This is a genomic window from Thermodesulfovibrio sp. TK500a (genome assembly GCF_055381765.1).
In genome coordinates, this window is record NZ_AP041606.1 from 1932010 (window position 1) to 1958013 (window position 26004).

23 protein-coding genes, 2 tRNA genes and 1 pseudogene are annotated in these 26004 nt (G+C 32.7%); 11 read left to right on the forward strand and 15 right to left on the reverse strand.

Annotation, left to right across the window (positions count from 1 at the left end):
* The first annotated feature begins 39 nt into the window (after positions 1–39).
* Positions 40–930: a selenium metabolism-associated LysR family transcriptional regulator gene (locus ACZ430_RS10185; RefSeq protein WP_297213108.1), complete on the forward strand. Its 891-nt coding sequence runs from the start codon at positions 40–42 to the stop codon at positions 928–930.
* Here the strand turns inward: ACZ430_RS10185 and ACZ430_RS10190 are convergent.
* From ACZ430_RS10190 to ACZ430_RS10225, 8 genes are all read right to left on the reverse strand, one after another.
* Complete coding sequence (locus ACZ430_RS10190; protein ID WP_297213106.1) at positions 920–1657, reverse strand: thioredoxin fold domain-containing protein; 738 nt, start codon at positions 1655–1657, stop codon at positions 920–922. The two genes, ACZ430_RS10185 and ACZ430_RS10190, sit on opposite strands and share 11 nt — an antisense overlap.
* 78 nt (positions 1658–1735) lie before the next feature.
* The gene (locus tag ACZ430_RS10195; RefSeq protein ID WP_297213103.1) at positions 1736–3868 is read right to left on the reverse strand and encodes a glycoside hydrolase family 57 protein; all 2133 of its coding nucleotides are present in this window, start codon (positions 3866–3868) and stop codon (positions 1736–1738) included.
* Positions 3865–4194, reverse strand: a complete 330-nt coding sequence (locus ACZ430_RS10200; RefSeq protein ID WP_297213100.1) for an FtsB family cell division protein — start codon at positions 4192–4194, stop codon at positions 3865–3867. Before ACZ430_RS10200 ends, ACZ430_RS10195 begins: the two co-directional genes overlap by 4 nt.
* 2 nt (positions 4195–4196) lie before the next feature.
* Positions 4197–5477: a phosphopyruvate hydratase gene (gene eno / locus ACZ430_RS10205; RefSeq protein ID WP_297213098.1), complete on the reverse strand. Its 1281-nt coding sequence runs from the start codon at positions 5475–5477 to the stop codon at positions 4197–4199.
* Positions 5478–5502: 25 nt separating this feature from the next.
* Positions 5503–6699, reverse strand: coding sequence for a DUF401 family protein (locus tag ACZ430_RS10210; RefSeq protein WP_297213094.1), 1197 nt, complete (start codon positions 6697–6699; stop codon positions 5503–5505).
* Between the two features lie 6 nt (positions 6700–6705).
* Positions 6706–8079 (reverse strand): dihydrolipoyl dehydrogenase, encoded by a 1374-nt coding sequence (gene lpdA, locus ACZ430_RS10215; protein ID WP_297213092.1) that lies wholly within the window; start codon positions 8077–8079, stop codon positions 6706–6708.
* Entirely contained in the window at positions 8076–8465 is a 390-nt protein-coding gene (gcvH, locus tag ACZ430_RS10220) for a glycine cleavage system protein GcvH (protein ID WP_297213090.1), read from the reverse strand. Before gcvH ends, lpdA begins: the two co-directional genes overlap by 4 nt.
* Before the next feature lie 74 nt (positions 8466–8539).
* Entirely contained in the window at positions 8540–8788 is a 249-nt protein-coding gene (locus ACZ430_RS10225; protein ID WP_297213088.1) for a hypothetical protein, read from the reverse strand.
* A gap of 134 nt (positions 8789–8922) precedes the next feature.
* Between ACZ430_RS10225 and ACZ430_RS10230 the strand changes: the two genes are divergently transcribed.
* Together ACZ430_RS10230 and ACZ430_RS10235 are read left to right on the forward strand one after the other, a co-directional pair.
* Positions 8923–8996 (forward strand) — tRNA-Arg (locus ACZ430_RS10230).
* 118 nt (positions 8997–9114) lie between these two features.
* Positions 9115–9186 (forward strand) — tRNA-Val (locus ACZ430_RS10235).
* A 27-nt stretch (positions 9187–9213) separates the two neighbouring features.
* Here ACZ430_RS10235 and ACZ430_RS10240 read toward each other — a convergent pair.
* The 7 genes and pseudogenes from ACZ430_RS10240 to ACZ430_RS10270 all read right to left on the reverse strand — a co-directional run bounded on the left by ACZ430_RS10240 (position 9214) and on the right by ACZ430_RS10270 (position 18130).
* Positions 9214–10266, reverse strand: a complete 1053-nt coding sequence (locus ACZ430_RS10240; protein WP_297213086.1) for a tyrosine-type recombinase/integrase — start codon at positions 10264–10266, stop codon at positions 9214–9216.
* A 67-nt stretch (positions 10267–10333) separates the two neighbouring features.
* On the reverse strand, positions 10334–10648 hold the full coding sequence (locus ACZ430_RS10245; protein ID WP_297213084.1) for a helix-turn-helix transcriptional regulator: 315 nt from the start codon (positions 10646–10648) through the stop codon (positions 10334–10336).
* Between the two features lie 436 nt (positions 10649–11084).
* Positions 11085–12494: an AAA family ATPase gene (locus tag ACZ430_RS10250; protein ID WP_297213082.1), complete on the reverse strand. Its 1410-nt coding sequence runs from the start codon at positions 12492–12494 to the stop codon at positions 11085–11087.
* 234 nt (positions 12495–12728) lie between these two features.
* Positions 12729–14861, reverse strand: coding sequence for a hypothetical protein (locus ACZ430_RS10255; protein ID WP_297213080.1), 2133 nt, complete (start codon positions 14859–14861; stop codon positions 12729–12731).
* Positions 14862–15367: 506 nt separating this feature from the next.
* Positions 15368–16717: a hypothetical protein gene (locus ACZ430_RS10260; RefSeq protein ID WP_297213078.1), complete on the reverse strand. Its 1350-nt coding sequence runs from the start codon at positions 16715–16717 to the stop codon at positions 15368–15370.
* A gap of 945 nt (positions 16718–17662) precedes the next feature.
* Positions 17663–17872, reverse strand: coding sequence for a type II toxin-antitoxin system HicB family antitoxin (locus tag ACZ430_RS10265; RefSeq protein WP_297213076.1), 210 nt, complete (start codon positions 17870–17872; stop codon positions 17663–17665).
* A pseudogene (locus ACZ430_RS10270) lies at positions 17865–18130 on the reverse strand (type II toxin-antitoxin system HicA family toxin). The gene ACZ430_RS10265 and the pseudogene ACZ430_RS10270 overlap by 8 nt, the downstream one beginning before the upstream one ends.
* Before the next feature lie 712 nt (positions 18131–18842).
* On the opposite strand from ACZ430_RS10270, the gene ACZ430_RS10275 reads away from it, so the two are divergent.
* The 8 genes from ACZ430_RS10275 (at position 18843) to ACZ430_RS10310 (ending at position 25995) form a co-directional block, all read left to right on the forward strand.
* Positions 18843–19124: a DUF4372 domain-containing protein gene (locus tag ACZ430_RS10275; protein ID WP_297213075.1), complete on the forward strand. Its 282-nt coding sequence runs from the start codon at positions 18843–18845 to the stop codon at positions 19122–19124.
* A gap of 45 nt (positions 19125–19169) precedes the next feature.
* Positions 19170–19379: a hypothetical protein gene (locus ACZ430_RS10280; RefSeq protein ID WP_297213073.1), complete on the forward strand. Its 210-nt coding sequence runs from the start codon at positions 19170–19172 to the stop codon at positions 19377–19379.
* Between the two features lie 368 nt (positions 19380–19747).
* Positions 19748–20329 carry a tyrosine-type recombinase/integrase gene (locus tag ACZ430_RS10285; protein WP_440871063.1) on the forward strand — a complete coding sequence of 194 codons (582 nt, stop codon included), beginning with the start codon at positions 19748–19750 and terminating at the stop codon, positions 20327–20329.
* 46 nt (positions 20330–20375) lie between these two features.
* The gene (locus tag ACZ430_RS10290) at positions 20376–21515 is read left to right on the forward strand and encodes a Druantia anti-phage system protein DruA (protein WP_297212041.1); all 1140 of its coding nucleotides are present in this window, start codon (positions 20376–20378) and stop codon (positions 21513–21515) included.
* Positions 21516–22667, forward strand: coding sequence for a DNA double-strand break repair nuclease NurA (locus ACZ430_RS10295; protein ID WP_297212044.1), 1152 nt, complete (start codon positions 21516–21518; stop codon positions 22665–22667).
* Positions 22668–22697: 30 nt separating this feature from the next.
* Positions 22698–24500 (forward strand): ATP-binding protein, encoded by a 1803-nt coding sequence (locus tag ACZ430_RS10300; RefSeq protein WP_297212047.1) that lies wholly within the window; start codon positions 22698–22700, stop codon positions 24498–24500.
* 775 nt (positions 24501–25275) lie between these two features.
* A complete protein-coding gene (locus ACZ430_RS10305) occupies positions 25276–25440 on the forward strand; it encodes a hypothetical protein (RefSeq protein WP_464910589.1) in 165 nt (54 codons plus the stop codon).
* A gap of 126 nt (positions 25441–25566) precedes the next feature.
* The gene (locus ACZ430_RS10310; protein WP_297212053.1) at positions 25567–25995 is read left to right on the forward strand and encodes a Fic family protein; all 429 of its coding nucleotides are present in this window, start codon (positions 25567–25569) and stop codon (positions 25993–25995) included.
* Positions 25996–26004: the final 9 nt, after the last annotated feature.

Here is a 26004-nt window from a genome sequence, read left to right on the forward strand (position 1 = left end):
AGAATTGAACTTAAATGTTCACTCTGCTATACTTAAACAATGGATATACATCAGTTAAAAATATTCATAGCAGTATTTAAAAATCGGAGTTTTTCAAAGGCAGGAAAGGAGTTATATCTTACCCAGCCAACAATTAGTGAACACATCAAGACTCTTGAGAATGAGTTAGAGCTAAAACTCTTTGATAGAGTCGGTAAGACTGTAATTCCCACAAAAGATGCTCAAATTCTCTACGAACAAGCCCTTGAAATTGTTGAAAAAATTGAACTGATAAAAGACTCTATTCAGAAAATAAAAACCGTTCCCTCTGGCAGTGTTTCAATCGGAGCAAGCAGCATTCCAGGAACTTACATATTACCAGAACTTATTTCGACGTTTAATAAAAAATATCCTCAGATTTTTCTACATATATTAATTTCGGACTCTAAATCAGTTATAGAAAGCCTTATCTCTGGAGAAATATTAATTGGAGTTGTAGGCACTGCAATAAAAGACCCTCGAATTAAATATGAGCCATTTATGAATGATGAACTTGTCATTGCAACTCCTTACCCCTTTAAGAAGAGTTATATCTCCCCCAAAGAGTTATCGGAGTATCCTTTTATAATGCGAGAGGAAGGTTCTGGAACAAGAAAGGAGATGGAAAAATGGCTTAGTAAGATTGGTGTCAATTTAGATAATTTAAGGATTGTTTGCACCCTTGGCAGCACAGACGCAATTAAAGAAGCAATAAAAAAAGGAGTTGGTATTTCAATTCTTTCCATACATTCAATCAAAGATGAGATAGAATGCAAAAGACTTAAAGCAGTGAAGATTGACAATTACGAGATGAAAAGAGTCTTTTACATAGCAAGAAACTCTAAGAGGAGTTTGCCCTTTGTGCACCAACTTTTCTATGATTTTCTTAAGGAAAAAGCTTTTACTGTATGATATTGTCAAGTCCTTCGGGAGAAAAACCTACCATTCTCTTTCCATTTTGCGATATGAATGTAGGAGTTCCGTTTATCTGAAGTTTTGGCATAAGTGTAACAGAAGCTTCAATTTTCTTATTTCCCTCTTCACATATCTGACCTGTCCACTTTGAATTTAAGTAGCCGTTATAATCCATTCCTGAACAAATAGCTTTTATAGATTTTTCTTTTGCCTGTGGATGAAGCCTTTCAAGTGGGAATAATATAACCTTGACCTCAACTTTTCTCTTATCTGCCCATGTCTTAACAGCTTCTTTTGCCTGTTCGCAGAATGGACAGTCTGGGTCTGTAATCATGTAAACGTATTTATCTGCTCCTTCTGGCTTATATGAGAAAGCTACCACTTTGTTGAGCTCGTCTTTTAGGTTTTTAAATACTTCTTGTTGAAGCCTATTTAGAGTTGTTTTAGCCAAGAATTCACCATTTCTATAAATATCACCAAATATAAAAGTTTTACCATCCGGAAAGGCATAAAATATGTTATAACTACCACCTCTCAGTATTACGATTTGACAGAGATTTGTATCTTTTATCTCGTTTTTTTCAACAATTTTTTCGAAATCAACTTTGAGTTGTTCTTTAATTGATTCCTCTTTTACATTTCCGCAAGGATTTGGAGAAATATTACAACCCGAAATAAATAAGAAAGCAGAGATAGCAAATATAAAAAAATTAAAACTTTTCATCTTTTTTCTCCTTTTATTTGTAATTAAAGAAGTTTAACAAAATCTGTTGTCACTAAGTCAACCTAATGCCTTAAACTCTTAAAGCCACATTAGTTTATCGAAGTCAGGGGTAGGAACATGAACTTTTATGAAGCCTGTAAAGGGTATTTTTTCAACTATGTAGCTATTTTTTAATATCTCTATCAGGAAACAAATGTTCTCTTCTTGTTTGATTTCTATTATGTCAAAGGGTAATTCAATTTCGACAATTTCCTCATAGGCTACAGTATCTATCTCATCCTTTTTTATCCAATTTTCTCCGTCCCTTATCATTACTGAAGCTAACCTTTTTTTAAAGTCGTCGTATGTAATTTTTATGCTTCGAGGCTCAAAGATTACAATGTTAATTTTAAGCTCTTCTATTTCTTTCAAAGGATATCTGGGGTCTAATCTTATAAACAGGCTTTTTCTGTTAAATCCGTAATACAGATAGCTGAAGAGACTTTCTGACCGGTGCATGCTTCCTCCGAGTCTCTCTAAATTGAATTTTCCTGCTTCGAGCCATTCAAAGTATCCTGTTACTTTACCGTCTATTTTTGGATATATAAAACCTTTTGGTTCAAGTTCAGGTTTGATTTCTCTCATAGCTTTGCTGATTGGAATATGTAGAAAGTCTGGAGGTTCTTTTCCGATTTTAAGATATACGCTCATTAGATGATGTCTGTAAATCTCGTCAAACACGTCTTTTGTGTCTGTATAATGCTCATCCCCATACCACCAGTTCCAGTCGCTTCCTTCGGCAATGTAAATTTCTTCCCACGCTTCTGATAAATTTACTTGGGGGTTTTCTTGTCTGAATTTTATAAGTTCCTGTCTTGTTTTGTAGAGATAGTCCCAAGAAAGATTATCCTCTTCATGTCCTATCCATATTGAAAAATTCGCATTTATCCACGAGCCCGGAAAAACTTTACTTAATGATTTTCTCTCATTGTTAACTGATAGGTATTCGGAGAATGTTACTGTGGTCAGTTCTTTGTCATTTTGTAGTTTTTCATAGAGGGCATTCAAAAAATCGAAGCCGTCATTTTCATAATACTCCCAAGCGTTCTCTCCATCGAGTATTACAGAAACAATTGAATTAGGAGGGGATTTTTTAATTTTTCCAATAAAATCATCTACAGCCTTTTTAGCATCCCAACGAGAGTAGACAAAACCTATTAGGTCAGAGAGAACGTGGTCTCTGAAAAAAATATCAACTCCCTCGAAATTGTAAGTCCTATAGAGTAAGTCAGGAGCTATTAAGTTCCCAGCATGTCTTATCTTAACACCTAAAGATTTTTCAAGTATTTCTTCATCAGTAGCAATCCATTTTATTCCTGCCTTATTAATTAGCCTTATAACCTCCTCACTCACAGACCCCTCTGATGGCCACATTCCCTTCGGTTTTGAGCCAAAGGTTTCTTCAAAAAAATCAATGGCTTTCTTAATCTGTGTTTCTGCATCTTCAGGTGCTCTGAAGTTATTCTCTGGAAGTGTGACCCAGGGCATGCATTCTTTTGCTTTGTAGTTATCACAGAGAAGCGGTAAAATAGGATGATAAAATGGTGTTACCGAAAGTTCTATCTGGCCTGAGTTAAACATTTCTCTGTAAGTGGGTATGATTTTTCTCATTAGATTGAGATGTTTATCAAGAATATAACTCTTTTCTTCCTCTGAAAAATTTCGTCCTTTTTTTATTATTTCAATCAGAACAGGGTCTTCGTTTCGGTGCAGGGGGTCAATCCAGGTGAGATTAAATAGAACTTGCAGGTCTCGTATATCCTGAGGGGTAAATTTTTTGGCTATTTTTTCTAAATTTCCATAACTTTTACCCCTTTTTTCAAGCAGTTCGGCGTATCTACGAAAAGGTTTTACCATGGTATCCCAGTTGGCAAGGAAAAAGTTTTCAATTATGAAAATTTTCTGTTCAAGGCTTAAATCCTCAGCTTTAATAAGACTGTATTCAAAGAAAATGTCTGTTATTCCCCTTTCATAATCCATTAATTGCTTTAGAAGAGAAGGTACTACGTTAAAGGTAACCTTAACTTTTGGAAAGTTTTTTAGAATTAAAAGCATATCAAGATAATCTTTTGTAGCATGAAGCCTAACCCATGGAAGCATGAATTTGCCCTTCAAAGGGTCATAATAGTAGGGTTGATGCATGTGCCAGAGTACTGCGATATTAATACTCATTTGTCTTCGCTTTTAAACTGAAAAATCATCTCTCCTGGCTTTACAAGGCCAAACTTTTCTCTGGCACATTTTTCAAAGTATGCCGGGTCTTTTTTTAACAAGTCGATTTCTTTTTTCAGAGAGTTGTTTTCATTAGAAATTGAATTAATCTCTGTTAGGAGTCTCTGCTCATTTTTCTTAAGCTGTCTGTATTTTAAATATCCCATGTCCCCAAAGAAGAAGCTATAGCCAAGGAATAGAATTATGCTTACAAATATGAGCAAAAAGGTTAAGCTTTTTCGTTTTTGCTCTTTAATAAGCTGCTCTTTGAGGACATTTCTTCGCATATTTAAAATCCTAAATTATAAAAAGCGGAAATTCCTCTATAGACAGCGGTATCAGCAAGTTCTTCTTCTATCTGAAGAAGCCTGTTGTATTTAGCTATTCTTTCACCTCTTGAAAGTGAACCAGTTTTTATGAAGCCCGTATTGCATGCTACAGCAAGGTCTGCTATCATAGTATCTTCTGTTTCTCCTGACCGATGCGATATTACAGCGGTATACTTGTTATTCTTTGTTATTTCTATTGCCTCAAGGGTTTCTGATACTGTTCCAATCTGATTGAGCTTTATGAGAATAGAATTAGCTATGGAACGGTTCATAGCTTCTTTTATAATAGATGGATTGGTCACAACGAGGTCATCAGCAACTAACTGAATTTTTTTCCCCAGTCTTTTTGTAAGTAATTCCCATCCCTCCCAGTCTGCTTCGGACATTCCATCTTCTATAGAAATAATAGGATATTTCTCAACAAGAGATTCGTAATAACTTACAAGTTCCTCTGAGTTCATCTCCTTACCATCTATTGAGTAAACTCTTTCCTTATAAAACTCTGAAGCAGCTGAATCAATGGCAATGTGAAAATCTTTGCCAGGAGCATAATTGGCTTTCTTTATTGATTCGATTATTAACTTTATTGCCTCTTCGTTATTTTTGAGCATAGGAGCAAAACCTCCTTCATCACCAACAGAAGTATTAAGTCCCTTTTTCTTTAGAATACCTTTCAAAGTATGAAAAACTTCAACAGAAGCTCTTAGGGCTTCTGAAAAGCAGGTAAATCCTGTAGGAACAATCATAAACTCCTGTATGTCAAGATTGTTGTCTGCATGAACGCCTCCGTTTATTACATTCATCATGGGAACAGGAAGCACTTTTGCGTGAGTTCCTCCAATGTATCTGTAAAGGGGAAGCCCGCACTCTTCTGCAGATGCTTTACAAACAGCCATTGATACAGCTAAGATAGCATTTGCACCAAGCTTACTTTTGTTCTCTGTACCGTCAAGCTCTATCATCAACTTATCAATTGCTTCTTGCTCAGAAGATTCCATGCCCACAATCTCTGGTGCTATTTCATTGATAACATTTTCTATTGCTTTGGTAACTCCTTTGCCCATGTATCTTTTTTTGTCTCCATCCCTTAACTCCAATGCTTCTCTTGTTCCTGTTGATGCACCCGATGGAACAGTGGCAATTCCTGTTATGCCAGACTCAAGAAGAACTTCTACCTGTATTGTTGGGTTTCCTCTTGAGTCAAGAACCTCTCTTGCTATAATGTCAATAATTTCTCCCATTACTTAGACCTCCTTTCAGAAAAGTTTAACTATAATATCTTAAAATTGCAAATTCAATCAATGCCGAAAATAACATTACAAAAGTTCCTGGAATAACCTTTCTGTAAATTCCTTTCATATCAGCTTTAAAGTAGTTTCTGGTAAGAATTAAACATAGATGAAGAGGAGAAATCATTACTCCTGTGTATCCAGCTACAAAGGCAAGAGATATTTCATATGGGAAGGTTTCCTTAAGATGAAGCAAAAGTGGAAATGTGCTGCCAACAAATCCAACGCTAACTCCAGTTATCAATCCAACAAAAAGGGGTAAAAAAATAAAAACATAGATGGGCTCTATTCCTAAATGAGTTATTTCAGAGGCAACTGCATCTACAGCACCAGAAAATTTAAGCATTTCCTCAAAGATTATTACACCGACCACAAGTAATACAACATCAAGGGTGAAGCCATATCGAATTATTTCAAATAGTTTTTTCATCTTGACCTTGAACCAAAGGCAGAGAAATAAAATATTTAAAAAAAGTGAGATATAAAGGTCTATCTTGAAAATAACTACGGGAACGAGCACGAGACAAATGGGAATAAAACTGTAAATATTCTTGAAAATATCCTTTTTATCTTGACTGTCTTCGTTTTTTACATTCCTCATGCTTATAATAAATCCAAAGATGACGAAAATTATAGCTATAGGAAGGTTATAGATAATTAAATCTCTTAAAGAAACGCCAGATATAGCAGATGCTAAAACGATACCTGGATATAGTGGCAAGATAAGCTCCCATGGATGTCTATACCAATAGTTTACAAAAGCCTTTTCATCGGCTGTCATATTGGTGTTCTTTGTTGAAGATTCTACCATTGGCGCAGAAAGATATGCTCCTCCAAGAGATGGTAACATTCCAATTATCAAAGGCATGGATATTATAGAAATTTTCTTATTCGTAAAAATGACTTGTGAGAGTTCTGTCATCTTACTCATAAGGCCAGTTTGTTTTAAGGCGTATTCAAAGGATTTAATAAGGGTAAGAGATAAAAAAAGATTTAGAGATACCTTAGATGTCAATCCATTGAAAATAACTGATGGCAATTTGTAAAAATCAATCGAATAAAAAACAAGAAACAAGAGAGAACTAAAAATTAATGCATAGCCTATATATATTTTTCTGCTTAAAAGAAAAAGTATGAAAATGAAGATTAAGAGTACTTTAACTATGTCAGGCATTTCTTCTTATCGGTCTAATTTGTGAATTGCCTCTCCGTAAATGTCAGCAACTGCCTCGGCAATGCACTCAGACAGAGTAGGGTGGGAATGAATTAATTCCTTAAGTTCTTTTGCTTTTACCTTTAATTTTACAGCCAGAGAAAGCTCATGAATTATCTCGGAAGCCTTCGGTCCGATTATATGCGCGCCTATTATGGTATCTGTAGCTGAATCGGTAATTACTTTTACAAAACCATCAATCTCACCAATTGCATGGGCTTTCCCAATAGCTCTGAAAGGAAAAATTCCTTTTTTTATCTTAAACCCTTTTTCAGAAGCTTCTTTTTCTTTAAGTCCTACAGAAGCCACTTCTGAGACAGTAAAAATTGTTGATGGAATGACGCTGTAGTCCATAACGATATTGCTGCCCGTAGCATTCTTTGCCGCTATTTCTCCCTCCTTGTATGCCACATGAGCAAGAAGCCATTTGCCATTTATATCACCGACTGCATAAATGTCCTCTATATTAGTCCTTAAATAGTCATCAACAACAACCTCTCCCTTTTTCCCAAACTTTAATTCAAGATTTTTAGTTAATTCTGTATTGTAAGCTCTTCCTACTGCAACAAGAAGAAGAGAGGACACTATCTTTTTCCCATTTGAAAGAAGAATTTCAAGCCCTTCATCATTTTTTTTCAAATCTTCAATTTTTACATCCGTATGAAAATCAATTTTTCTTTTTTTGAATAATCTTTCAAGAGCTACGGATATTTCTTCGTCTTCCATAGGCAAAATTCTTGGCATTAGCTCAATTAAGGTTACCTTGCTTCCTAAAAGACTAAAAATCCATGCAAACTCAACCCCTATTGCACCAGCACCAAGAATTGCTATAGACTTCGGAATTTCTTTGATTTTCCATACATCATCGCTTGATATAATTCGGCTACCATCAAATCTGAGTGTAGGAATTTCGGCAGGTCTTGAACCGGTAGCTATAATAACCCTATCTGCTGATATTATCTCTGATGTTTGCTTTAATCGAATCCTCTTGGAGTCTAATAATTCCGCATCATCTTTGATTATTCTGATACCCGAAGTTTTTAGAAGCATAGCGAGCCCTTTTCTTTGTGTTTCTACTACACTATCTTTTTTTTCCATCAAAGCCTGAATATTAACAGATTCATCATTTAGAAATTTTTTAGAATCGAATTTTAAATTTTTTGACTTATCAAAGATTTCTAAAGAGTGTATTATTGTTTTTGTTGGTATGCACCCTCTATTCAAACAAGTTCCACCAAGTTCATCCCTTTCAATTAGAGTAACATTGGCACCAACTCTTCTTGCTGTCAATGCAGATACATAACCTGCCGGACCTCCTCCAATGACAACAATATTTTTCATTTCTCTTCTTCAAGATAGGATTCGTATTCCTCTTGGTCCATTAAATCTTCAAGTTCATCTGAATTATCCATTTCAATAACAGCAATCCATCCCTTTCCATATGGGTCTTCATTGATAATTTCAGGATGGTCTACAAGTTCTTCATTAATCTGGACAACTATACCGCTTACCGGAGCGATTACAGGTGAGGAGGTTTTTGTTGATTCAATTTCTGCGAGTTCTGTGTCTGCGTCTACATGAGAATCTACCTCAGGAAGTTCAATGTAGATTATGTCTCCAAGAGATTCCTGTGCATAGTCAGTTATTCCTACCTTTACTTTCTTACTTTTACCTGACAATTTAACCCACGTATGCTCTTTGTGAAACCTGTAATTTTCTAAACTCATTTCCCCTCCATTTTTAAATTATATTCTGATTATTTACTTTGATATAACTCAATTTGTCAAGCGAAAAATAGGGACTACTGTCTTTTTTCAGTTAAATCTTTTATTTTTTCACGAATATCTATAAAAAGATAGATAACAAATGAAAGTACAAATACTGCACCTGAGGAAATTAAAAAGATAGCAAAGAAAGCCTGTAAAATATTATTTGTTTTAATAAAGCTGACCTGTCCTGCATTGAAAGCGAGAATAATGCTACCAAGCAGACCAAAAATAACATAGAATGATAGAATAGTTTCTCCGTATTTTAGAAATAATTTTTTCACATCAACCTCCTGAAGACGAATAATATCATCATAACAAAAAATTAAAAGTCAAGCAAAATTTTTATTTTGAGGTCTGACGTTATCAGTTCGTTAATTTTGGAAACTTTATTTGTTTTTTGCTATAATTTTCTTAAGCCCCCTTAGCTCAGTAGGATAGAGCACAGGTTTCCTAAACCTGGTGTCGCAGGTTCGATTCCTGCAGGGGGCATTAATAAAATCAAAAAGTTTTATAAAACAATTTACTTTCTCTTCGTAAATTAACTATAACTCGCTAATAATTGACAACGAATAACTAAAAAATATATAATTCAACATTAAAAACTAAAAGGCGCGTAGCTCAGTGGGAGAGCGCTTCCTTGACGCGGAAGAGGTCGTGGGTTCGATCCCCTCCGCGCCTATTGATTTTTAAGGATTTTTTAGCCTTCCTATTTCGCCTCTGATGAAATTGTGATAAAATTGTGATAAAGTTTGTTTTCTAATGCCCTTACAGCTTCTCTTTTATGAGCTTCTGAAAGATGAGCATATCTAAGGGTCATTGTAATTGTCTTGTGTCCAAGTAGCTCCTGAACGGTTCTCAGGTCAACTCCTGCCATCACAAGCTGACTTGCAAAAGTATGTCTTAAATCGTGAAAAGTAAAATCCCTTATGCCAGCTTTCTTAAGTGCAGTGGCAAAACTTCTCTTAAACTCGGTAAGTCTCGTTCCTGTTTTTGGATTGATGAATACGTAATCAGTGTCAAGCCTTCTTTGTGTGTAAAGTTGTCTAAACAGTGTCTTTAAGCTCTCATTCATAGGTATCTCTCTTCTCTCACCGTTTTTGGTTTTTTCAAGAAGTATGAGTCCATTTTGCAGGTCAATGTTCTCCCATTTAAGATTAAGTATCTCTCCTCTCCGCATTCCTGTATTAAGTGCGGTAAAAACGATTGGATAAAGATAATTATCACAGTGTGATAAAAGCCTTTGTATTTCCTCTTGGTTAAGGTATTTAAGCCTCTTTGTCTCTCCTTTAAGAGGTTTAACCTTGTCAATCTTCTTAAAGGTAGCCTCATCTATCAGTTCCCAATCAAGAGCCTTTCTAAATGCGTGCTTCACAATGTGAAGGAGTTTGTTAACAGTAGCTGGTTTTCTTGTTGTTGCAAGTTCGCTAACAAACAAATCAATGTGTCTCGTATTGAAATCCATCAAAGGAGTTGACTTAAACCATTCGGGAATCATACTTAGTGAGTATCGTTTTGTATTATATGAACTTTGTTTTTTACAGAAAGGCAGATACTGCTCAACAAAAAACTGATTGAATGTTATCTTTTCCTTTTTCTCTGGTTGGATTACTGCTACATTGCCAATTTTAAGCTCAAGAAGGATCTTGGCATAAACAGCCTCAGCTTCCTTTTTATCTCTGCACTTTGTAGAAAATCTAATCTGTTCGCCGTTGTGAGTTAGAGAAGCCCAATAAAATTTTCCTCTCCTGTATAAGCCCATAGTTACCTCCTAACTATGGCTTAAATACAGGGTTTCCATTGTCAAAGACCTTTGTCCTTAACATAATTTACCCCCTCTTTAAGATTTTTTCAAGCACTCTTTTAGCTATCAAATCTGTTTTTTCATTTGGCTCATAGGTGATTGTTCTTTCAGAGATAAGCTTCATTAAATCTGTCTCTCTAAACCTCAATGCCCTATTTGAAAGCTTTACACAGGGAAGCTTTCCTTCTTTCACATAGTTATAAACTGTTCTTTTTGATATCCCAAGAATCTTAGAAACCTCAGAAATCTTCAGTAACCTTAGAGTACTCTCAGTCCCCTCTGATTCATTTCTTTTTATATTCCACTTAACGTTATATTTCCTTTCTTGTGAATTATCCATCTCATATAAAAAATAAAAATCTCTCTAAAAGTTGGACTGAAAATTATTTTTTTTAGGTTTTAAAAAAATTTGATTATGTTAAGTGATAATTTTTTTGATAAAAGAACGTTTTCTCTGTTTTCATATAACAGGCGATAGAATTTCTCATGATTGTTTTAATAAAATTGAAAATGAAGTAATAGATAATCTTTTTTATTTTTTTAGTATTATTTTTATAGAAATCCTTCCAACGTAGATGCTGCGGCGCAGCAGCATCTACCATAAATCATTAAGCCAGTCTTTGCTCATTTTTTAAATAAATAGAAATTAAGTTATTGAATGTATAAAATTTAATTTTAATCGTATGCAGGAAATTTTCATTGTTGCGAAAAAGTTTGATATAACATATTGAATTATAATTAAAAATTTTAGAAAATTAAGGATTTTTAATGAAAGTTTACCCTAAAGATAAAGTAGAGGAATCGCTACAGTCTATTAAAATTACACCATCCTTCTTTGCCAAATCTTTGACCCTATCAGTAAATCCATTTTGGCTGAATAAAATGTATTTGTTTTTCTGCCTTTTACCATAGTAGAGGATACTTTTTGATTTTTCAACAAGCTCGTGATAAATGTTTTCGCCTACTTTTTTGTTGCTCCACTTACATTCGCCAAAATAAACCGTCTTTGTTTCATCATCTAATGCAACTATGTCTATTTCACTGTCTTTTGTCCACCACTTGCCAATATGGTTAAACTTTACCAGTCCATTCTGCATTAATATTTCGCATATTTCTATGCAGGCATCTTCGAAAACAGAGGATACATGATGCTCAAACTGTTCTTTTATGTAATTCAATAAGACATCTCCTCTTCCAATCTCTATCCATCTTCTGTGTGGAAATATGAATTTAAACCAAAAGTTAAAATATCTATCAAAAATACGATACAAACCTAATTTACTCTTCTCAGGGTTTTTCTCTGTCACTGGAATTTCTTTCTTAACATATCTTAGTGATTTAAGTATGTCAAGGTATCTTGAAACCATGCTTTTTTCAAAGCCTGTCTCATTTATAATCTCTGAAAGTTTATGTTTTCCCTGTGCTATTGCCTTCAAAATTACAAAGTAGTTTCTTGGCTCTCTTAATTCCTCTCTTACGATGAACTCTACTTCGTTGTATAAGAATGTGCTCTTATCTAAAACAAGGTCTTCTATGTTTGAAAATATGTCTTTTTTAGTATCAATTTTTTCAAGATATGCGGGAATTGTTCCAAAGACAGAATAAATTTTTACTATATCAGAGATTTTTCTGTTTGGAAAAAGTTCAAAAAGGGCTGATATGTTCATTTCCTTGATTTCCAAGGAAGCGGTTCTTCTTCCATAAAGAGGTGCTTTATAATGGAGGACTTCCTTTTCCATCATACCAACACTTGAACCCATAAGAATTAAAAATATCTGAGAGTCATTTAGATATTGGTCTATACCCTTTTGAAATATTGATGATATGGCAGGATTAGAGTTAATAAGATAAGGAAATTCATCTATTACCAGTATTAATCTATCCTTTGATTTATCTTTCAAATATCTAAAAAGCTGATACCAATCTTTAAACCCAGCCTCAGTGAGTATCTGGTCTCTGAAAAAAATTCCGACTTCTTTGCCTAAGTTTTTAAGTTGTTCTCTCTCTGAAACTGCATCGGCAAGATAATATATGGCGGGTTTATCTCTGATAAACTCCTGAATTAACCTTGTTTTGCCAACTCTTCTTCTTCCATATATGGGAACGAACTGAAAGCCTTCTTTAGAGTATAATCTGTTAAGTGATTCTAATTCATTTTTTCTGTTGATAAATTTCAATTCTCCCATAGTATAATCCTGTTTAGTATAATTATAATTATACTTAAAAGATGGTTAAAACGCAAGAAATTTTAATATTTCAATTTAGTAAAAAAATAAAAATTTCATAAAAAAGAGATTTGTAAGTGTTTAGGTCATATTTATTAATATAAAAATGCAGCGGCGCCGCTGCATTTTTATATTCTGAAAATGGCTTGACATACTTTTTAAACTAACTTTATAAAATTTCAAAAGATAAAAATGTCATGCTTCAATCTCATTTACAAGTTTTATTATTTTTTCATTTATTTCTTGATACTTTTTGAACCACTCGGAAGCATCAGGAATTAAGTTTTTATCAAAATATTTATCTATTGCTTTTTCAGCTAAAGATAAAATTAGCTCTGGTTCAAGGGCATCAAGTTCGTAGCATTCTGTAAGTTTAAGTTCTTCCAGAAATCCCTTTATTCTCGTGTCTTTTTCTTTTAAAGGCATGGGTATAAGCCCTTCTGTCTGGTCTGGATTTACTGCTATTCTTTCAATTGTTACGGGTAAATCTGAAAACTTTTTCTGTATAACTTCGTAAATATTCCATCCTGAAGGGTCAAGGTCCCCAAAGTAGAGAATAATGCATTCTTTGCCTTTTCTTATCTGTTCTTTAAATCTCTCTTTTGCTTCATGAATCTTGGTAAGGGAAGAGTATCCCCTGCTTGGATAGAGATTAAGTTGATGCTTATCTGCAATTTTTTTGAAAAGCTTAAGTAAAGCATCTTTTTCAATCCAAAGCTCTAAGTGGTAGTCTTGATTTTCCCATATATCAATCTCTGGTGGCTTAAGTGAAGATATTACGGCATCTTTAACTATATCTTTTGGATTTGTTTTTATTGAGATAGTTTTTGGCTTTAAAAGATATCTTGAACGATCTTCAAATGCGAAATAATCAATTATCCCCATCTCTCTTGCATCGGTAAGCTGAGCCACTAAATTTGAATAACTGTTCTCTGCATTGCTTATTAATCCTTTACTTACAAGCTGGTAGTAAACCTGTCTTATAGTAACAGCACCATATTTTGAATTCAATTCATCAATTATCTTTTTGCAAAGCAGAAGAAAAACATATCTCCAGGGTTTCATTGATTTTCCATATTTTTTTAAAATGTTTTCTTTTGTGATATTCTTTTTTTCAGCTATTTTTTGACAGTCTTCTTTAATTAGAATCCAGTCCTTTTCACCGGCAGCTGATTTTATGGAGATATTTTTGTAAAAGTTTTTAATGTGTCTTGAAATTTTGTATGGTATTTTTACTCTTTCTTTATTTTTATCAGCATAACGAATGTTCGGAGAGTGATATATAAAAAGGCATTTAATTGACTTCTTTTTCTGAAGCTCATTAAGCAAGGATGTTAGATTGACAACATAACCATCCTTGTCTGAGGAAAAAGATATTGAATCAACTGTGCTTCCATTAACACATAAAATATTGTCTTTAAGCTCTCTACTTGCAATTATTTCAATGGTTTCGTTATTTGAAAGTGAAAATTTTTTGTAACTAAGAACCTCAATTCTTTGAGCAATCGCATTTTTACCGTAAAAGAATGCTTTAATCGGTTTTGCAACTTTTTTCAAAAATTCATAAAATTCGGAAAATCTGTCTTGATTGATTTTCTGAATTTTTGAGTTTTTTATGTCAAACAGTTCTGATATTTCTCTGTGTTTATATCCCTGCTCAAGATAAAGTCTTATTAACTTCTCAAGCTCTTTATCTGTATAAGAGGCAATATCGTACTTTAATGGCTTTTTAAGTTCGGCTCTCTCATAAACATTACCGTTAAAAGTGAACTTAATATGTGGGTTTGTTCTGATATAATTCCTAATATATTCATGGGTTTTTTCTAATTCTATATCATTTTCAAAAAATAGGGGGATAACAAATTCTACCTCTTCAAGATATTGGTTTGGAAGTTCGGAACAATAGATTTTAAGTACCCCATTTGATGATGAGGCTTCTCTACTTATTAACTCAATCTTGAACTGTTTTTGATTAGAGTTAATTACCACTGGATGGTTATCTATATCAGAGAGCATTATAGCAATCATAAGCCCCTGTCCAATTGCCCCTCTTTGATAAGATTTCTTTAGATACTTGCTTGTAATTCTCTCTGAGAAATCGGAAACAACTTTGATTTGTTCTTTTGTAAAGATGCCCTTGTTTTTAACGATGAAAATGTTATATTTTAAACTAATTTCAACTGTGTAATCTTTTTTTTCAGCCTCATCGCAGGCATTATCGAGAATCTCTTTAACTACCACTGTTGAACGATTAAATCCCGGTGGTATGTATCTTTTGAGTTCTTCTAAATCAGTAAACTGTCTAAAAACTGGAATTTTTAAATCCATTCTAAACCTCCTTCTATTTTTATTTTCGATTAAATTATACCCAAATAAATTTTTCACTAAATTTTCTCCTTACAATAAAAAAATAAAAAACATAGAAAATTTTTAATAAAAAGTTGAAAATTTTGAATTTTCTTTTTTAAATAATGAAAGACAAAACCTTATCAGTTTTATCAATTATTTCTTCCTGCAAATAAACTCATTTAAAAAATCTCACAATAATTGCCACTACCTTTTCATGAAAATTGATTTACTTTCATGAAGCCCCAAAAAAGTATGGAAAGTTCAGATCTGTCAATTTTGTAGGATTAGGTAGCATTAAAAAATTGATTCCATAGCATATGCTATCATTCATAAAATTATTATTTTTCCAACTTCAAACTCCCCTCATATCCATTTCAAGGTATTTTGATGGCGAGATTTATTGCCTGCACCTTTAGCATTTCTTTCCTTAGGTGATTTATTATGTTCGTATTTTGAGCAAATCAGATTCATCCGAATTAGATTGATCATTTCTTGAAAATTTTCTCAACAATCTCTGGGAATTTCCTCTTTTTTACAAAAAATTCTGCAAAAATCATACCGTATTCATTTACATTGAACCCTTTTTTCTCTATTTTCTTACCATCATATTGCAAAAACATTCTCATAGCTGATGACTTAAACCTCTTGAATAGTTTTATCAGACTAAATTTCCCAAAATCTTTTAAGACTGCTGTTTCTATCTCCTGAGAAATGTAGTATATTAGAAACGTGGTTCTTGCTAAACCATTTTTATTAAGGAATGACATAAGATATTTAACATCCTTTTGGCTTAATTTTCTCTCAAGGGAGGGATTTTTTTTCTTGTTCGTGAAAAAACATGCAATAAGCTTCTCTGTTGTATCAATTAAGTCCCCATATTTTTCAACATAATAGTCTGTCTTTTGAGTATAAAAGTTAGTGTAAACTTCCAAAGAGAGCTTTTCTCTGTTTATTTTTAAATCTAAAATTTCGTAATATGTTCCAGATAGATTTTCTTTAAAATATTTATAGTATCTCTTTATTCCCATTATTTCACTTTTTGTGAAGTATTTGTTTAAATCAATGTTCTTGATTGAAAGAATCTGATTTTTAACCCTTTTATGATAGGGTATCATTATCGTGTCAAGAACAAATAGGAATTTCCATATTATTTTTGGCTGATTCCAATTGATTTTTTTCCAAACCACAATTCCCGACTTGAGGTTTTTGTATAGGTAAGGATGTAGTTTTAAGTGGAAGTAATTTTTTTCTCTAACTATATCAATTGGCCTGAACTTGATACTTTTTATTTTCTTTTTCTTTTTATCCTTTTCAGACCAGAAGCAATAATTTTTGAACTCTATCTCTTTTGCAAAAAAATTTATTGAGTCTTCAATTTTCTTGTATGAGCTTTTATCTTTCCCCCATCTTAGTAGCGAGATAATTTTTCTACAGCTGAAAGTTATTGTCTGTTGTCTTTGAGTGCTAAACAATTTCATTAAGCCAAACCAAAATTGTATGTGTTTCCAGTCTACTTTATTGTAGACGAGATATTTATTAATGTTACTCTCTATACAGATTTCCTCTATAGAATCAGCTGATGCCTTTTCCCTCTCTTTTGTTTCAGGTTGTTCCAAATTCTCTCTTTTATAAACTTTGTCGTGTTTTTGTTTTGTGTTTTCAGGTTCACTTAATTGCTCACTATTTTTAACATTATCATGAATAGAGACATCCGAAAAGAGATCGTCCAAATCTACATAATCTTCATAAGAATCCTTCTCGGTGATTTTTTCTTGTTCCTCATTTCTTTCATTCAGAATTCTCTCTCCAGATTCAATACTTTTTGTTTCTTTCATTTTAAACCTCCCTGTTGTTTTTATTAAAAAATAAAAATCCTCATGAAATTGAAAATTATTTAAGTAGATGGGGATAGAGAGATTGAAATTGTTTTTTTAAACTTAGAAAATTAAAGTGTCAGATGATTTATTGAATTAAAAAGTAAGAAAGTAGAACTTTTAATTTCAGATTACATAACTCCAAAGTAAAGAGCTTTTGGATTTTTCCTGATTTTTGAATGAAATGTCCTGATTTTTATTAAAAGTGTCCTGACTTTTATAAAGATTTGTCCTATTTTTTATAAGTTGTCCTGTTTTTGATTGATTTTTATTGTAAAGTCATTGATATTTATGGATTTTTTCATGATATAACCAGAAAAAAAATAACATTGCTAAAATTAAAAACACAAAAAATTTAAGAAAAAAAGAAAAAAGGAATATATATATTTAAACAATATTTTAATTAATTAGATTATATTTATTTAAATTAAAAATAAAATAACATTGCTAAGTTCAAAAAATTTCCAGAGAAATTTTTTGAATAGCTTTAGAAATTTCAAAATTTAAAATATTAATAAAAATTATTATTTAAAACAGTAAAATTATAGGGTCTCAAAATTTTAATAAAAATTAGAAGAATTTAGAAAGATCTTTTAAATTACTAATGTTTATTAATTTCCTATTCAGCCAAAAATTACCAAAACTGATTTAATTATAAATTTTTAAAAATTTCAAGGTTTAAATGATGCGGTTCCATAGAATTGTATTGGAATCATAAAGGACTTAAAATTGTTATTTATTTTTATTAGTAAAAAAATCTGAAAATAAATAGCTTAATTTGAAATTTATCACTCAATCCTTTATTCTGATCACCTTTTCTCTTTTTTAGAAATTATTTAATATTAAGGGAGGTCAGTTTTATTGAAAATTTTCACAACTAATACGTCTTATCGAATCTTTAGTATATTAAGCAAATGCTAATTTACCCTTTGGTTGAGGGATTTCTCTGCCTAAAGATTTTGCAGTTTCTATCCATTCCTCAATTACTACCTTAACATTATTAACTGCTTCTTCATAGGTTTTGCCATCAGCCATGCATCCTGGAAGTTCTGGCACTTCAGCTATGAAAGCCTCATCTTCCTCAGACCAATAGATTATTATTTCATACCTATACATCTTTTACCCCCTTGTGAAGCTTATATTTTAATATCAAACTTCTCACTTGTTTTACTTGATAGGGTTTTGCTTTTCCATCAATCAACGGTTGCAAATTTATTATTTCCTCAATTTCTTCCCTAAAAATATATGATGACTTCCCTTTATTCTCTCCTTAAAGCCAAAATCTATTAACAGTTTTCTTAGATCTTCAAACCTTAAATTTTTATCTGATAATCCAGACAACAATTTATCAAGAAATTTTTTGTTTACGCTCATTGATATATTTTATCACAGACTTTTCTTTTATCTAAAACTATTTAATTAAGGAAATTACGGTAACGAATAGTGTCAAAGCCTTGAAGCTAAAATTTACCATCAAAGAATTTGAATTTCTCTAGACAGTATTAATATTTTCTAAAGTGTAAATAAATTTTTGAGTAAAGGCACGAACGGTCATTAATGGCTACAGATAAAATTTATATGAAAAAGGCAGAAGGGTTCTTTTTATCTGTTAAAGATTTTTATCGATGTATAACAACGATGTCGGGACGTCCCGACATCGTTTCTGAATTCAAAACTTCTGAATGAGAAGTGATAGAAAAATTCCTATAGCTTATTATTGCAATATGTTTTCAATTTTTATCTGCGATTTCAATATTGTTTATGAGATTATTATTAAATTTAGATGTTGCCACGTGGCAACACATCTGTTAATTATATTTTAAGTTCATAAATAAAACTATTATCGTGTCTAACAAAATAGTATTGTTAACCTTTATGGCATCGTTAAATCTGAAAGATATTGGCACTGAATATTTATTCCAGTTAGTCCCGAGTTTATCAATTTAGCGTCAAAAAATAGCAAAATCAGCTCTTAAACACTTGTTTTTACTTGATGTCCACATCTGTCCAAAATAATTTTTAGAAGGAAGCCTCGATAGGGTAAAATTGTCTTGCCCAAAAAACAAACCCTATAAGGAGGCTTCCCATGAATAAGTTTAACAGTATTTTTGGACAAATTCTACAGATAGTTTCAAGGAGCGAGTTTTGCAAGGCAGTAATGGAGACAGGAACAGAAAAAGGAGCTAAGGGGTTCACCTGTTGGGAGCAGTTTGTTGCGATGCTTTTTTGCCAGTTAGCTAAGGCACATTCTTTAAGAGAGATAGGTGGCGGACTTGCAAGCTGTCTTGGGAAGGTAAAGCATCTTGGCATTAAAGGTGCACCCAAACACTCAACTCTCTCTTATGCTAATGAACACAGACCATGGTAGCTTCATCAGATAAAGACCTTTGTAGGGACATCGCCGAATGCAGTAATGATACAGATTTGGACAGCATTGATAGCAATACTTATTCTTAGGTATTTGAAGTTTCGCTCCTCTCTTGGGTGGTCACTGAGCAACCTTGTGGTGATGCTTAGGTATAATCTATTTACATATAGGGACTTATGGGAGTGGATAAATAATCCTTATGAAATGCTGCAGATTATGCCAGATGCAGAACAGCTTTCTTTAGAGGGGATTTAATTGGACAGCATAATGAAAGAGAGAGAAAAAAGAGGGGAACCTGATTTTGAAAACACGGATTAACCTGTCTAAAATCCTTGTTTTATAAAGGATGATTCTATGAATTCAGATTATTTTGGACAGATGTAAAGACCTTTTATTAATTAATCTAAAATTTGTATACGACAACTTATTTTTTATCTAAAAACTAATAAGCTCAAAATAACCCTGTTTCAATTTTCCATAAGGTTTTTGAAATAATTTCATTATTTATAACAAAATTTTGTTATGAATAGTTGATTTTCCTATTATCTTTTCCTATTATCTAGTAATATAATCATGTCATAATATCTTGACTATTTATAACATTTCTACTAAGATAAAAAGAAATGCTTACTCTAAAAAAGAATTCCTTTATTATAACATCTTCGCAGGAAGGAGAAATATATAATCTTACCGAAGATGAACTTAACAGGCTTACCACAGAATTTCAGAAATGGTTTGAGGAAAAGAAAGGCATTGTAAGGGTAAGATACTGGCTTGTATTTTTATTCCTGAGATACACAGGGGCAAGAATCTCAGAAATTAATGAAATCCGTGATATAGATTTCAGAAACTCAACGGTAAGGCTTATAACCCTTAAAAGAACTGGCAGAAAAAAAGGACAGTATAGAATTATCCCTATTCCTGACAGGCTTATCTCCGCGTATATAAGAACTGTAAAAATATATCCTTCTTTAGAAGGTAAGGTTTTCAAAATAGAGAGAAATAATTTTTTCACTGTTTTTAGAGAAATTTGCAAAAAAGCAGGGATTCCGTCTGAAATTTCACACCCCCATGTTTTAAGGCATAAAAGAGCGATAGAGCTACTGAGGGCAGGTATTCCGACTACTGTAGTTCAGCAGTTAATGGAACATGCAAGTTTAAATACAACAGCTATGTATTTGAGATTCAGTAATATTGAGATGTAGGGATTGATGAAAAGTAAGAGATTAATATAAGTTCAGATAGAAAGAAATGGAATTAAATCAGTTTGAAAATGAACTGAGAGAGCAAATCATTAAGGCATTAAAAGAACAAGGATTTAAAATAAATCCTCATTTAAGACCAGTAGAATGTAACAAGGAAGTATATCGCAGTATTCAACTGAAATCAAAGTTTGAACAAATGTCTTTGCATAAAAAATTTTTATTGAATTCCATAAAACAAGTAAAAAATTACTGTAGAAATGGTTATGAAATTAGCCCCGAAAAGATTACTTTACAGGTAAGAGAAGTTAAATGTAGGTCAATGGAGGAAGTTTTATTTAAATGGTGGAATTTAGTTTGGTGGAGCATCCCTTATCAGCGTCCTTATGGACGCCAGTTGAGATTTTTGCTTTGGGATATCAGTCATGATGCTCCTTTTGGCTTAATTGGTTTACAAAGTCCTGTATTAAAATTGTCTGTTCGTGATAAATATCTTGAGTTACCTAAAGAGACAATGGATATCTGGGTAAATATGTCAATGAACGCTCAAAGAGTTGGTGCACTGCCTCCATACAATCAATTAATTGGTGGGAAAATGGTTGCTCTAGCATTAACCTGTAATGAAATAAGAGATTTTTACAGAAAAAAATATGGAAATACTATAACAATCTTACAAAAAAGAAAATTAAAACCAGAACTTTTGTTTATAACTACAACAAGTGCCTTTGGCAAAAGTAGCATATATAATCGCTTGAAATATAATGGAGAGACTATTGCTATTAATCTTGGTTATACAAGAGGTGCTGGCACCTTCCATATTCCTGAGAGTTTATATGAACAAATTTTAAAATTTTTATCCCTTAAAGGAGTTAATATTGCCAGAGGCTATGGATATGGTCCGTCAAGAAAAATTAAACTGATAACTCTTGGTTTAAGATTGCTTGGGTTGTTTCAGTATGAGTATCACGGAATTAAACGAGAATTCTATCTCTTTCCGCTTGTTAAAAATCTAAAAGAAGTTATTCAAAAAGGGCAAGAACCTATATGGATTGACCGTCCTTTTGGCGAGCTGGTTGATTACTGGAAGAAAAGATGGGCACTGCCACGAGCAGAAAGAATATCTAACTGGAAATACTTTAATAGTCATAAGTTTTTTGAAGAAACCGAAAAAATGCTAAAAGAGATATAGATGGAAAAGTTTAATCAAACACCTTTTGCTGAACTTCCAGAAGCTTTGGTGGAAGAGATGCTTTCTAAAAGTGAGCAAGTCGGGGATAAGCTTTATGATTCTTTTAAAGAAATTCAAAATAATAAAGATAATTTACGAAAACAATTACAAGAACAAAATATTCTAAAACAAGATACAGAAGTTGGCTATCCGGGAATCCCAACAACTTGTGGTGTAGATGGTTCATATGCTGTTGAGAGGCTTTTAACGACTGATTTAGTTGCCTGTGCAGCAGTTGCCTGTGAAGGATTAACTCCTCCCTCTGAAAGAAGATACTGGGTAAAGCCTCATCATAGAGTATTTATTCATCCAGAGAAGCACGATCCAGATACAGGCACGGTTGCCAGGGGAGTAATGATAGAAATGGAATTTGAGCTTGCAGCAAATGCTCCTCATGATATAGTTTTTTTAGATGGTTCTTTTACAACGCCTTTAATTTATATGAATCAGGCCATAAATAAAGTTTTAGAATGGGAAAATGAAAACAATAGCACACAAATTGGGAAAGCACTAAGAGAAAGATTCAGGAAATTCCTTGAGGATTATAAAACCATTCTAAAGTCTGAAAGAACTGATAAATTATGGGTAAGTTTACCTAAATATACTACAAGAAGAGAATTGGGCAAAATATTAAATTGGTCATCCAATTATGATGACCGTGCAATTTTAACTGCCATTTTATTACCAGGTGAATTTACCTTACCGGTTCCTTTAGAAAAGCCTCATCAACCATGGCATTTGAAAATGCCTTCTGATGATCCAGAACTTGAGAGATTAAAGGATGATGTTATTTCAGCAATAAATAAAATTTATGTTATATATTACAGACCCTATAGCTGGACACCTGTTTTTAGAATTGAAATCGCCTCTTCTATTGCTTTTAATAATTTTCGGATAGCAATATTGCTTCAAGGTGTCAGATATCAGTCTGGAACACCCGGAATTATGGAACTTTATCCTCTTTACATAGCAGACCGAATGGTAAAACACCTTGGCAGTGCTATTCCTGCCTTCAGACAAACAGCTACCAGGAGAATGACAGAACTGCATCAGGGCGATGTTGGAGAAATATTTTTTAGTATGCATGGTTATAGAACAGAAAGTTGGAGGTAAAAAGTAAAGCGAATAGGGGGTGATTAAAAAATGTCGGATATAAATGTTGACCAACTAATTAATTCCTCTGAACGAATTGGTACAATAGGTTCCCCTTCTTCCACAAGTGAGCTTTCCATAGATATTCTTGGCACTGCAGTTGGGAGGAAACTGGTGGGTGAGCTTGCTCTTTTTAGCTTTTACCAAGATGGCAAGCCCCATTATGCCTTAGGGCAGATAACAGAGGTTCAATTAAAAAATATATGGCTCGAAGATCCAACAATGAGATCTCTTGCAAGACAGAGGGGACAGGTAAATCCTGTAAGCGGACAACAGGATACTCATCTTGGTGAGATGACAGTAAGTGCAGTGTTCAGAGATGATGGTTATAGATTTGAACCAAGTATTCTGGGAACTGTTCCAGCAACAGGAACTTTTATACATCTGGTAAGTGATCCAATATTAAATAAATTATTAGAAAATTACAAAGAAGAAATATTTTATCTTGGTCATGTTTATGGTTCAACACCAAAACTACCTTTCTGGTTTAAACATTTTGGAACAGGACTACATGGAGCTGGTGAGGCATACCATATCGGAATTTTCGGTAAAACCGGTTCTGGAAAGTCAGTTCTGGCAAAGATGATTCTCTTGGCCTATGCAAGATATCCTGAGATGGCTATATTTGTGATTGATCCCCAGGGAGAATTTTCAAAAGATGTCCGAGGAGAAATAAGGACAGAAGGATTTCCTTTAAATTTATCCGATATCTTTTCATATTTAAACAAAGAAGTCGTCATTACAAATGTTAGAAATTTGATTCTGGATAGATGGGATCTTTTCAGTGAAATTCTTTATGAATCTCCGTTTTTTGAACGCCTAAGCATTCCAAAAGGTGAAAATAGAAGAATAGCTTCTGAAGTCTTAGCAGAAAGATTGCAGAGAGCAGGTATTACTTTACAAAATTTATATCAACGTGAATCATTTAATCGTACATGGCAAATTATTGGCGATTCAAATGTTCAGATGCAATTCTATAGAACTTCGCAATCTCGTGACAGGTTTAATGCAGTTTATCAAGAATCAGATCAAAATGAGTTTTTTAATAATTATTGGATTCCGGTAACCAGGTTATTCAGAAAAGATCGTGAAGGAGCTATAAGTGTTGATAATCTTATACAACAAACTTTTGATGTGAATAGAAATCGTCGCCCAGTTGTGGTTATAGACCTGTCAAAGGAGATGGCATCGGGACTTTTCTGGAATGAGACAATACAGGCACTGGTTATAAAAAGGTTATTAGACGGACTAACTTATCTGGCTGAAAATGCTTATCGTGAAAACAGATTTTTAAATACTCTTGTGATACTGGACGAAGCCCACAGATTAGCCCCGAGAGATAAAATTGAAAATGAAAAACAGGAAAGTGTTAGAATGTCCTTGCTGGATGCAGTGAGAACTACAAGAAAATATGGACTTGGCTGGATGTTTATCAGTCAGACATTGTCAAGTTTACATAAAGAAATTATCAATCAATTGAGAATTTTTTTCTTTGGATTTGGTTTATCTATGGGTACAGAGTTTATGTCTTTAAAAGAGATTGTTGGCGGAGAACCTAATGCTTTAAAACTTTATCAATCATTTCGTGACCCTCACAGTGCTTTTGATATTACATCCAGACAATATTCTTTCATGACTGTGGGTCCAGTCTCTCCTCTTTCATTTGCTGGTACACCTCTTTTCTTTACTTCATTTAATAATCCTGAAGAATTTTTGAGAACCAATAGATTATTAAGACAAGTTCAAAAGTTTTTTGTTTCTGGAGGCTCTGGAAAACTTTTTAATGAAAAATAAAGATTAATATAAATGGATAAAATGCCTAAATGTACTTTAAAATTCTAACTGTTTGAAGAAGAGTATACCCTTAAAACCTATCTAAACGGGAAAAATTGATAGAGGTTGTATATGAGTTGGACAAATATTTGCTGGATAAGTTCCCAGTTCAAGAACATGTTTTTTCACGATTAGAGAGATAGCAGAAAAAGGTAGAGATAAACTATGGCAAATAATGGAATACTATAACCTGTCATTGGACGATGATGACTAAAATTATAAGTAATAGAAAGTGAAAATTATTAGAAATTTATTTGTATTTATTCGCTTAATTAGTTTATTTTTTTAACTTCTCTTGATTCCTATGCTATTACCTGTCAAGTAATCCGTATCCTTAAAGGTGATATTTTTCATTGTCTACCTAAAAAGCCACCATTTGGTGCTAAAGTTCACAAATATGGCAACATCTCAGTTAGCATGGATGGTATTGATGCTCCTGAAAAAAGGCAGAATTATGTTAAAGATACAGGACTTTCAATTAAGTAAAGAATTGGTAGCAAAAATGTAAATCTTGACGTTAAAGAGAGAATACCCTCTAAAATTTACCCCTATCCATAAAATTTGAAATTTCTACTAAAAACTCTGTAAATTTTTTTTAGCATTCTCTTCCCCTACAACACTCTATAAATCTAGAACTTTACTTACATTAGCTGCTTCAAATTTCTTCACCTTATTATAACAAAAACTTGATTTTTTTTATTTATTAGCATGGTATAATATAAATATGGATATTGATGTGAATGTAATAAAAGAGTATATTTCTCAGAAAGAAAAATTAAGGAATTTATTCTCTGACTTAGAAATTCTTGAAAAAATGTGGGATGAGGATTATAAGAAACGCAAAAGCAAGGAAAAAGATAACAATATAATTTCAGATAAAAAGCCAGAGGATAGTGAATAATAAAATACTTTGACAATAAATTTCTTTGAGGCGTCTATCTATTATTCACTCTTAAATGGCTCTCGATAAATATAAATCCCGTTCAAACATTATTAATAATATTCTAAAATCCTAAAGAATTATAAAATGAACGAAAATTTTTATAGAATATTTGAGAAAATTTACAAGCGAAGAAAAGAAATTCTACTAAAGCTATCGGGGAAAAGTATTATTCTCCCAACAGTTGATGAAATTATTGAAATTAATAAAAGAATCACCCAAATCCACAGGGAGACTTATGAAATAAAAGATTTAAGAATTTTGCATCACATTGTAGATTCAGTCAAGAATGAAAAGGAAGTTTTAAAAGCAGCACTGATATTATTTGAAAAAATTATAAAAAACAGGCCATTCAAAGAAGGCAATAAAAGAACAGCTGTGATTGTCTTTGACATGACTTTAGAAAATAACAACGTAAATATAGAGATTTCCAATGAAAAGCTTTATCAATGGGCGATTGGATTGACTGAAAATCGAATAACAACTGATGATATAATCAAACAAATCAATTTTTGAAAAATGTGC

Excerpts from the sequence above, each read along its gene's own strand:
- ACZ430_RS10260 (WP_297213078.1), bottom strand. The coding sequence starts at position 16,717 with ATGAAAGAAACAAAAAGTATTGAATCTGGAGAGAGAATTCTGAATGAA.
- ACZ430_RS10255 (WP_297213080.1), bottom strand. The coding sequence starts at position 14,861 with ATGGATTTAAAAATTCCAGTTTTTAGACAGTTTACTGATTTAGAAGAA.
- ACZ430_RS10275 (WP_297213075.1), top strand. The coding sequence starts at position 18,843 with ATGAATAAGTTTAACAGTATTTTTGGACAAATTCTACAGATAGTTTCA.
- ACZ430_RS10295 (WP_297212044.1), top strand. The coding sequence starts at position 21,516 with ATGGAAAAGTTTAATCAAACACCTTTTGCTGAACTTCCAGAAGCTTTG.
- ACZ430_RS10280 (WP_297213073.1), top strand. The coding sequence starts at position 19,170 with ATGATACAGATTTGGACAGCATTGATAGCAATACTTATTCTTAGGTAT.
- ACZ430_RS10310 (WP_297212053.1), top strand. The coding sequence starts at position 25,567 with ATGAACGAAAATTTTTATAGAATATTTGAGAAAATTTACAAGCGAAGA.
- ACZ430_RS10240 (WP_297213086.1), bottom strand. The coding sequence starts at position 10,266 with ATGGGCTTATACAGGAGAGGAAAATTTTATTGGGCTTCTCTAACTCAC.
- ACZ430_RS10265 (WP_297213076.1), bottom strand. The coding sequence starts at position 17,872 with ATGTATAGGTATGAAATAATAATCTATTGGTCTGAGGAAGATGAGGCT.
- ACZ430_RS10185 (WP_297213108.1), top strand. The coding sequence starts at position 40 with ATGGATATACATCAGTTAAAAATATTCATAGCAGTATTTAAAAATCGG.
- eno (WP_297213098.1), bottom strand. The coding sequence starts at position 5,477 with ATGGGAGAAATTATTGACATTATAGCAAGAGAGGTTCTTGACTCAAGA.
- ACZ430_RS10195 (WP_297213103.1), bottom strand. The coding sequence starts at position 3,868 with ATGAGTATTAATATCGCAGTACTCTGGCACATGCATCAACCCTACTAT.
- ACZ430_RS10200 (WP_297213100.1), bottom strand. The coding sequence starts at position 4,194 with ATGCGAAGAAATGTCCTCAAAGAGCAGCTTATTAAAGAGCAAAAACGA.
- ACZ430_RS10250 (WP_297213082.1), bottom strand. The coding sequence starts at position 12,494 with ATGGGAGAATTGAAATTTATCAACAGAAAAAATGAATTAGAATCACTT.
- ACZ430_RS10285 (WP_440871063.1), top strand. The coding sequence starts at position 19,748 with ATGCTTACTCTAAAAAAGAATTCCTTTATTATAACATCTTCGCAGGAA.
- ACZ430_RS10300 (WP_297212047.1), top strand. The coding sequence starts at position 22,698 with ATGTCGGATATAAATGTTGACCAACTAATTAATTCCTCTGAACGAATT.
- lpdA (WP_297213092.1), bottom strand. The coding sequence starts at position 8,079 with ATGAAAAATATTGTTGTCATTGGAGGAGGTCCGGCAGGTTATGTATCT.
- ACZ430_RS10210 (WP_297213094.1), bottom strand. The coding sequence starts at position 6,699 with ATGCCTGACATAGTTAAAGTACTCTTAATCTTCATTTTCATACTTTTT.
- gcvH (WP_297213090.1), bottom strand. The coding sequence starts at position 8,465 with ATGAGTTTAGAAAATTACAGGTTTCACAAAGAGCATACGTGGGTTAAA.
- ACZ430_RS10245 (WP_297213084.1), bottom strand. The coding sequence starts at position 10,648 with ATGGATAATTCACAAGAAAGGAAATATAACGTTAAGTGGAATATAAAA.
- ACZ430_RS10290 (WP_297212041.1), top strand. The coding sequence starts at position 20,376 with ATGGAATTAAATCAGTTTGAAAATGAACTGAGAGAGCAAATCATTAAG.
- ACZ430_RS10190 (WP_297213106.1), bottom strand. The coding sequence starts at position 1,657 with ATGAAAAGTTTTAATTTTTTTATATTTGCTATCTCTGCTTTCTTATTT.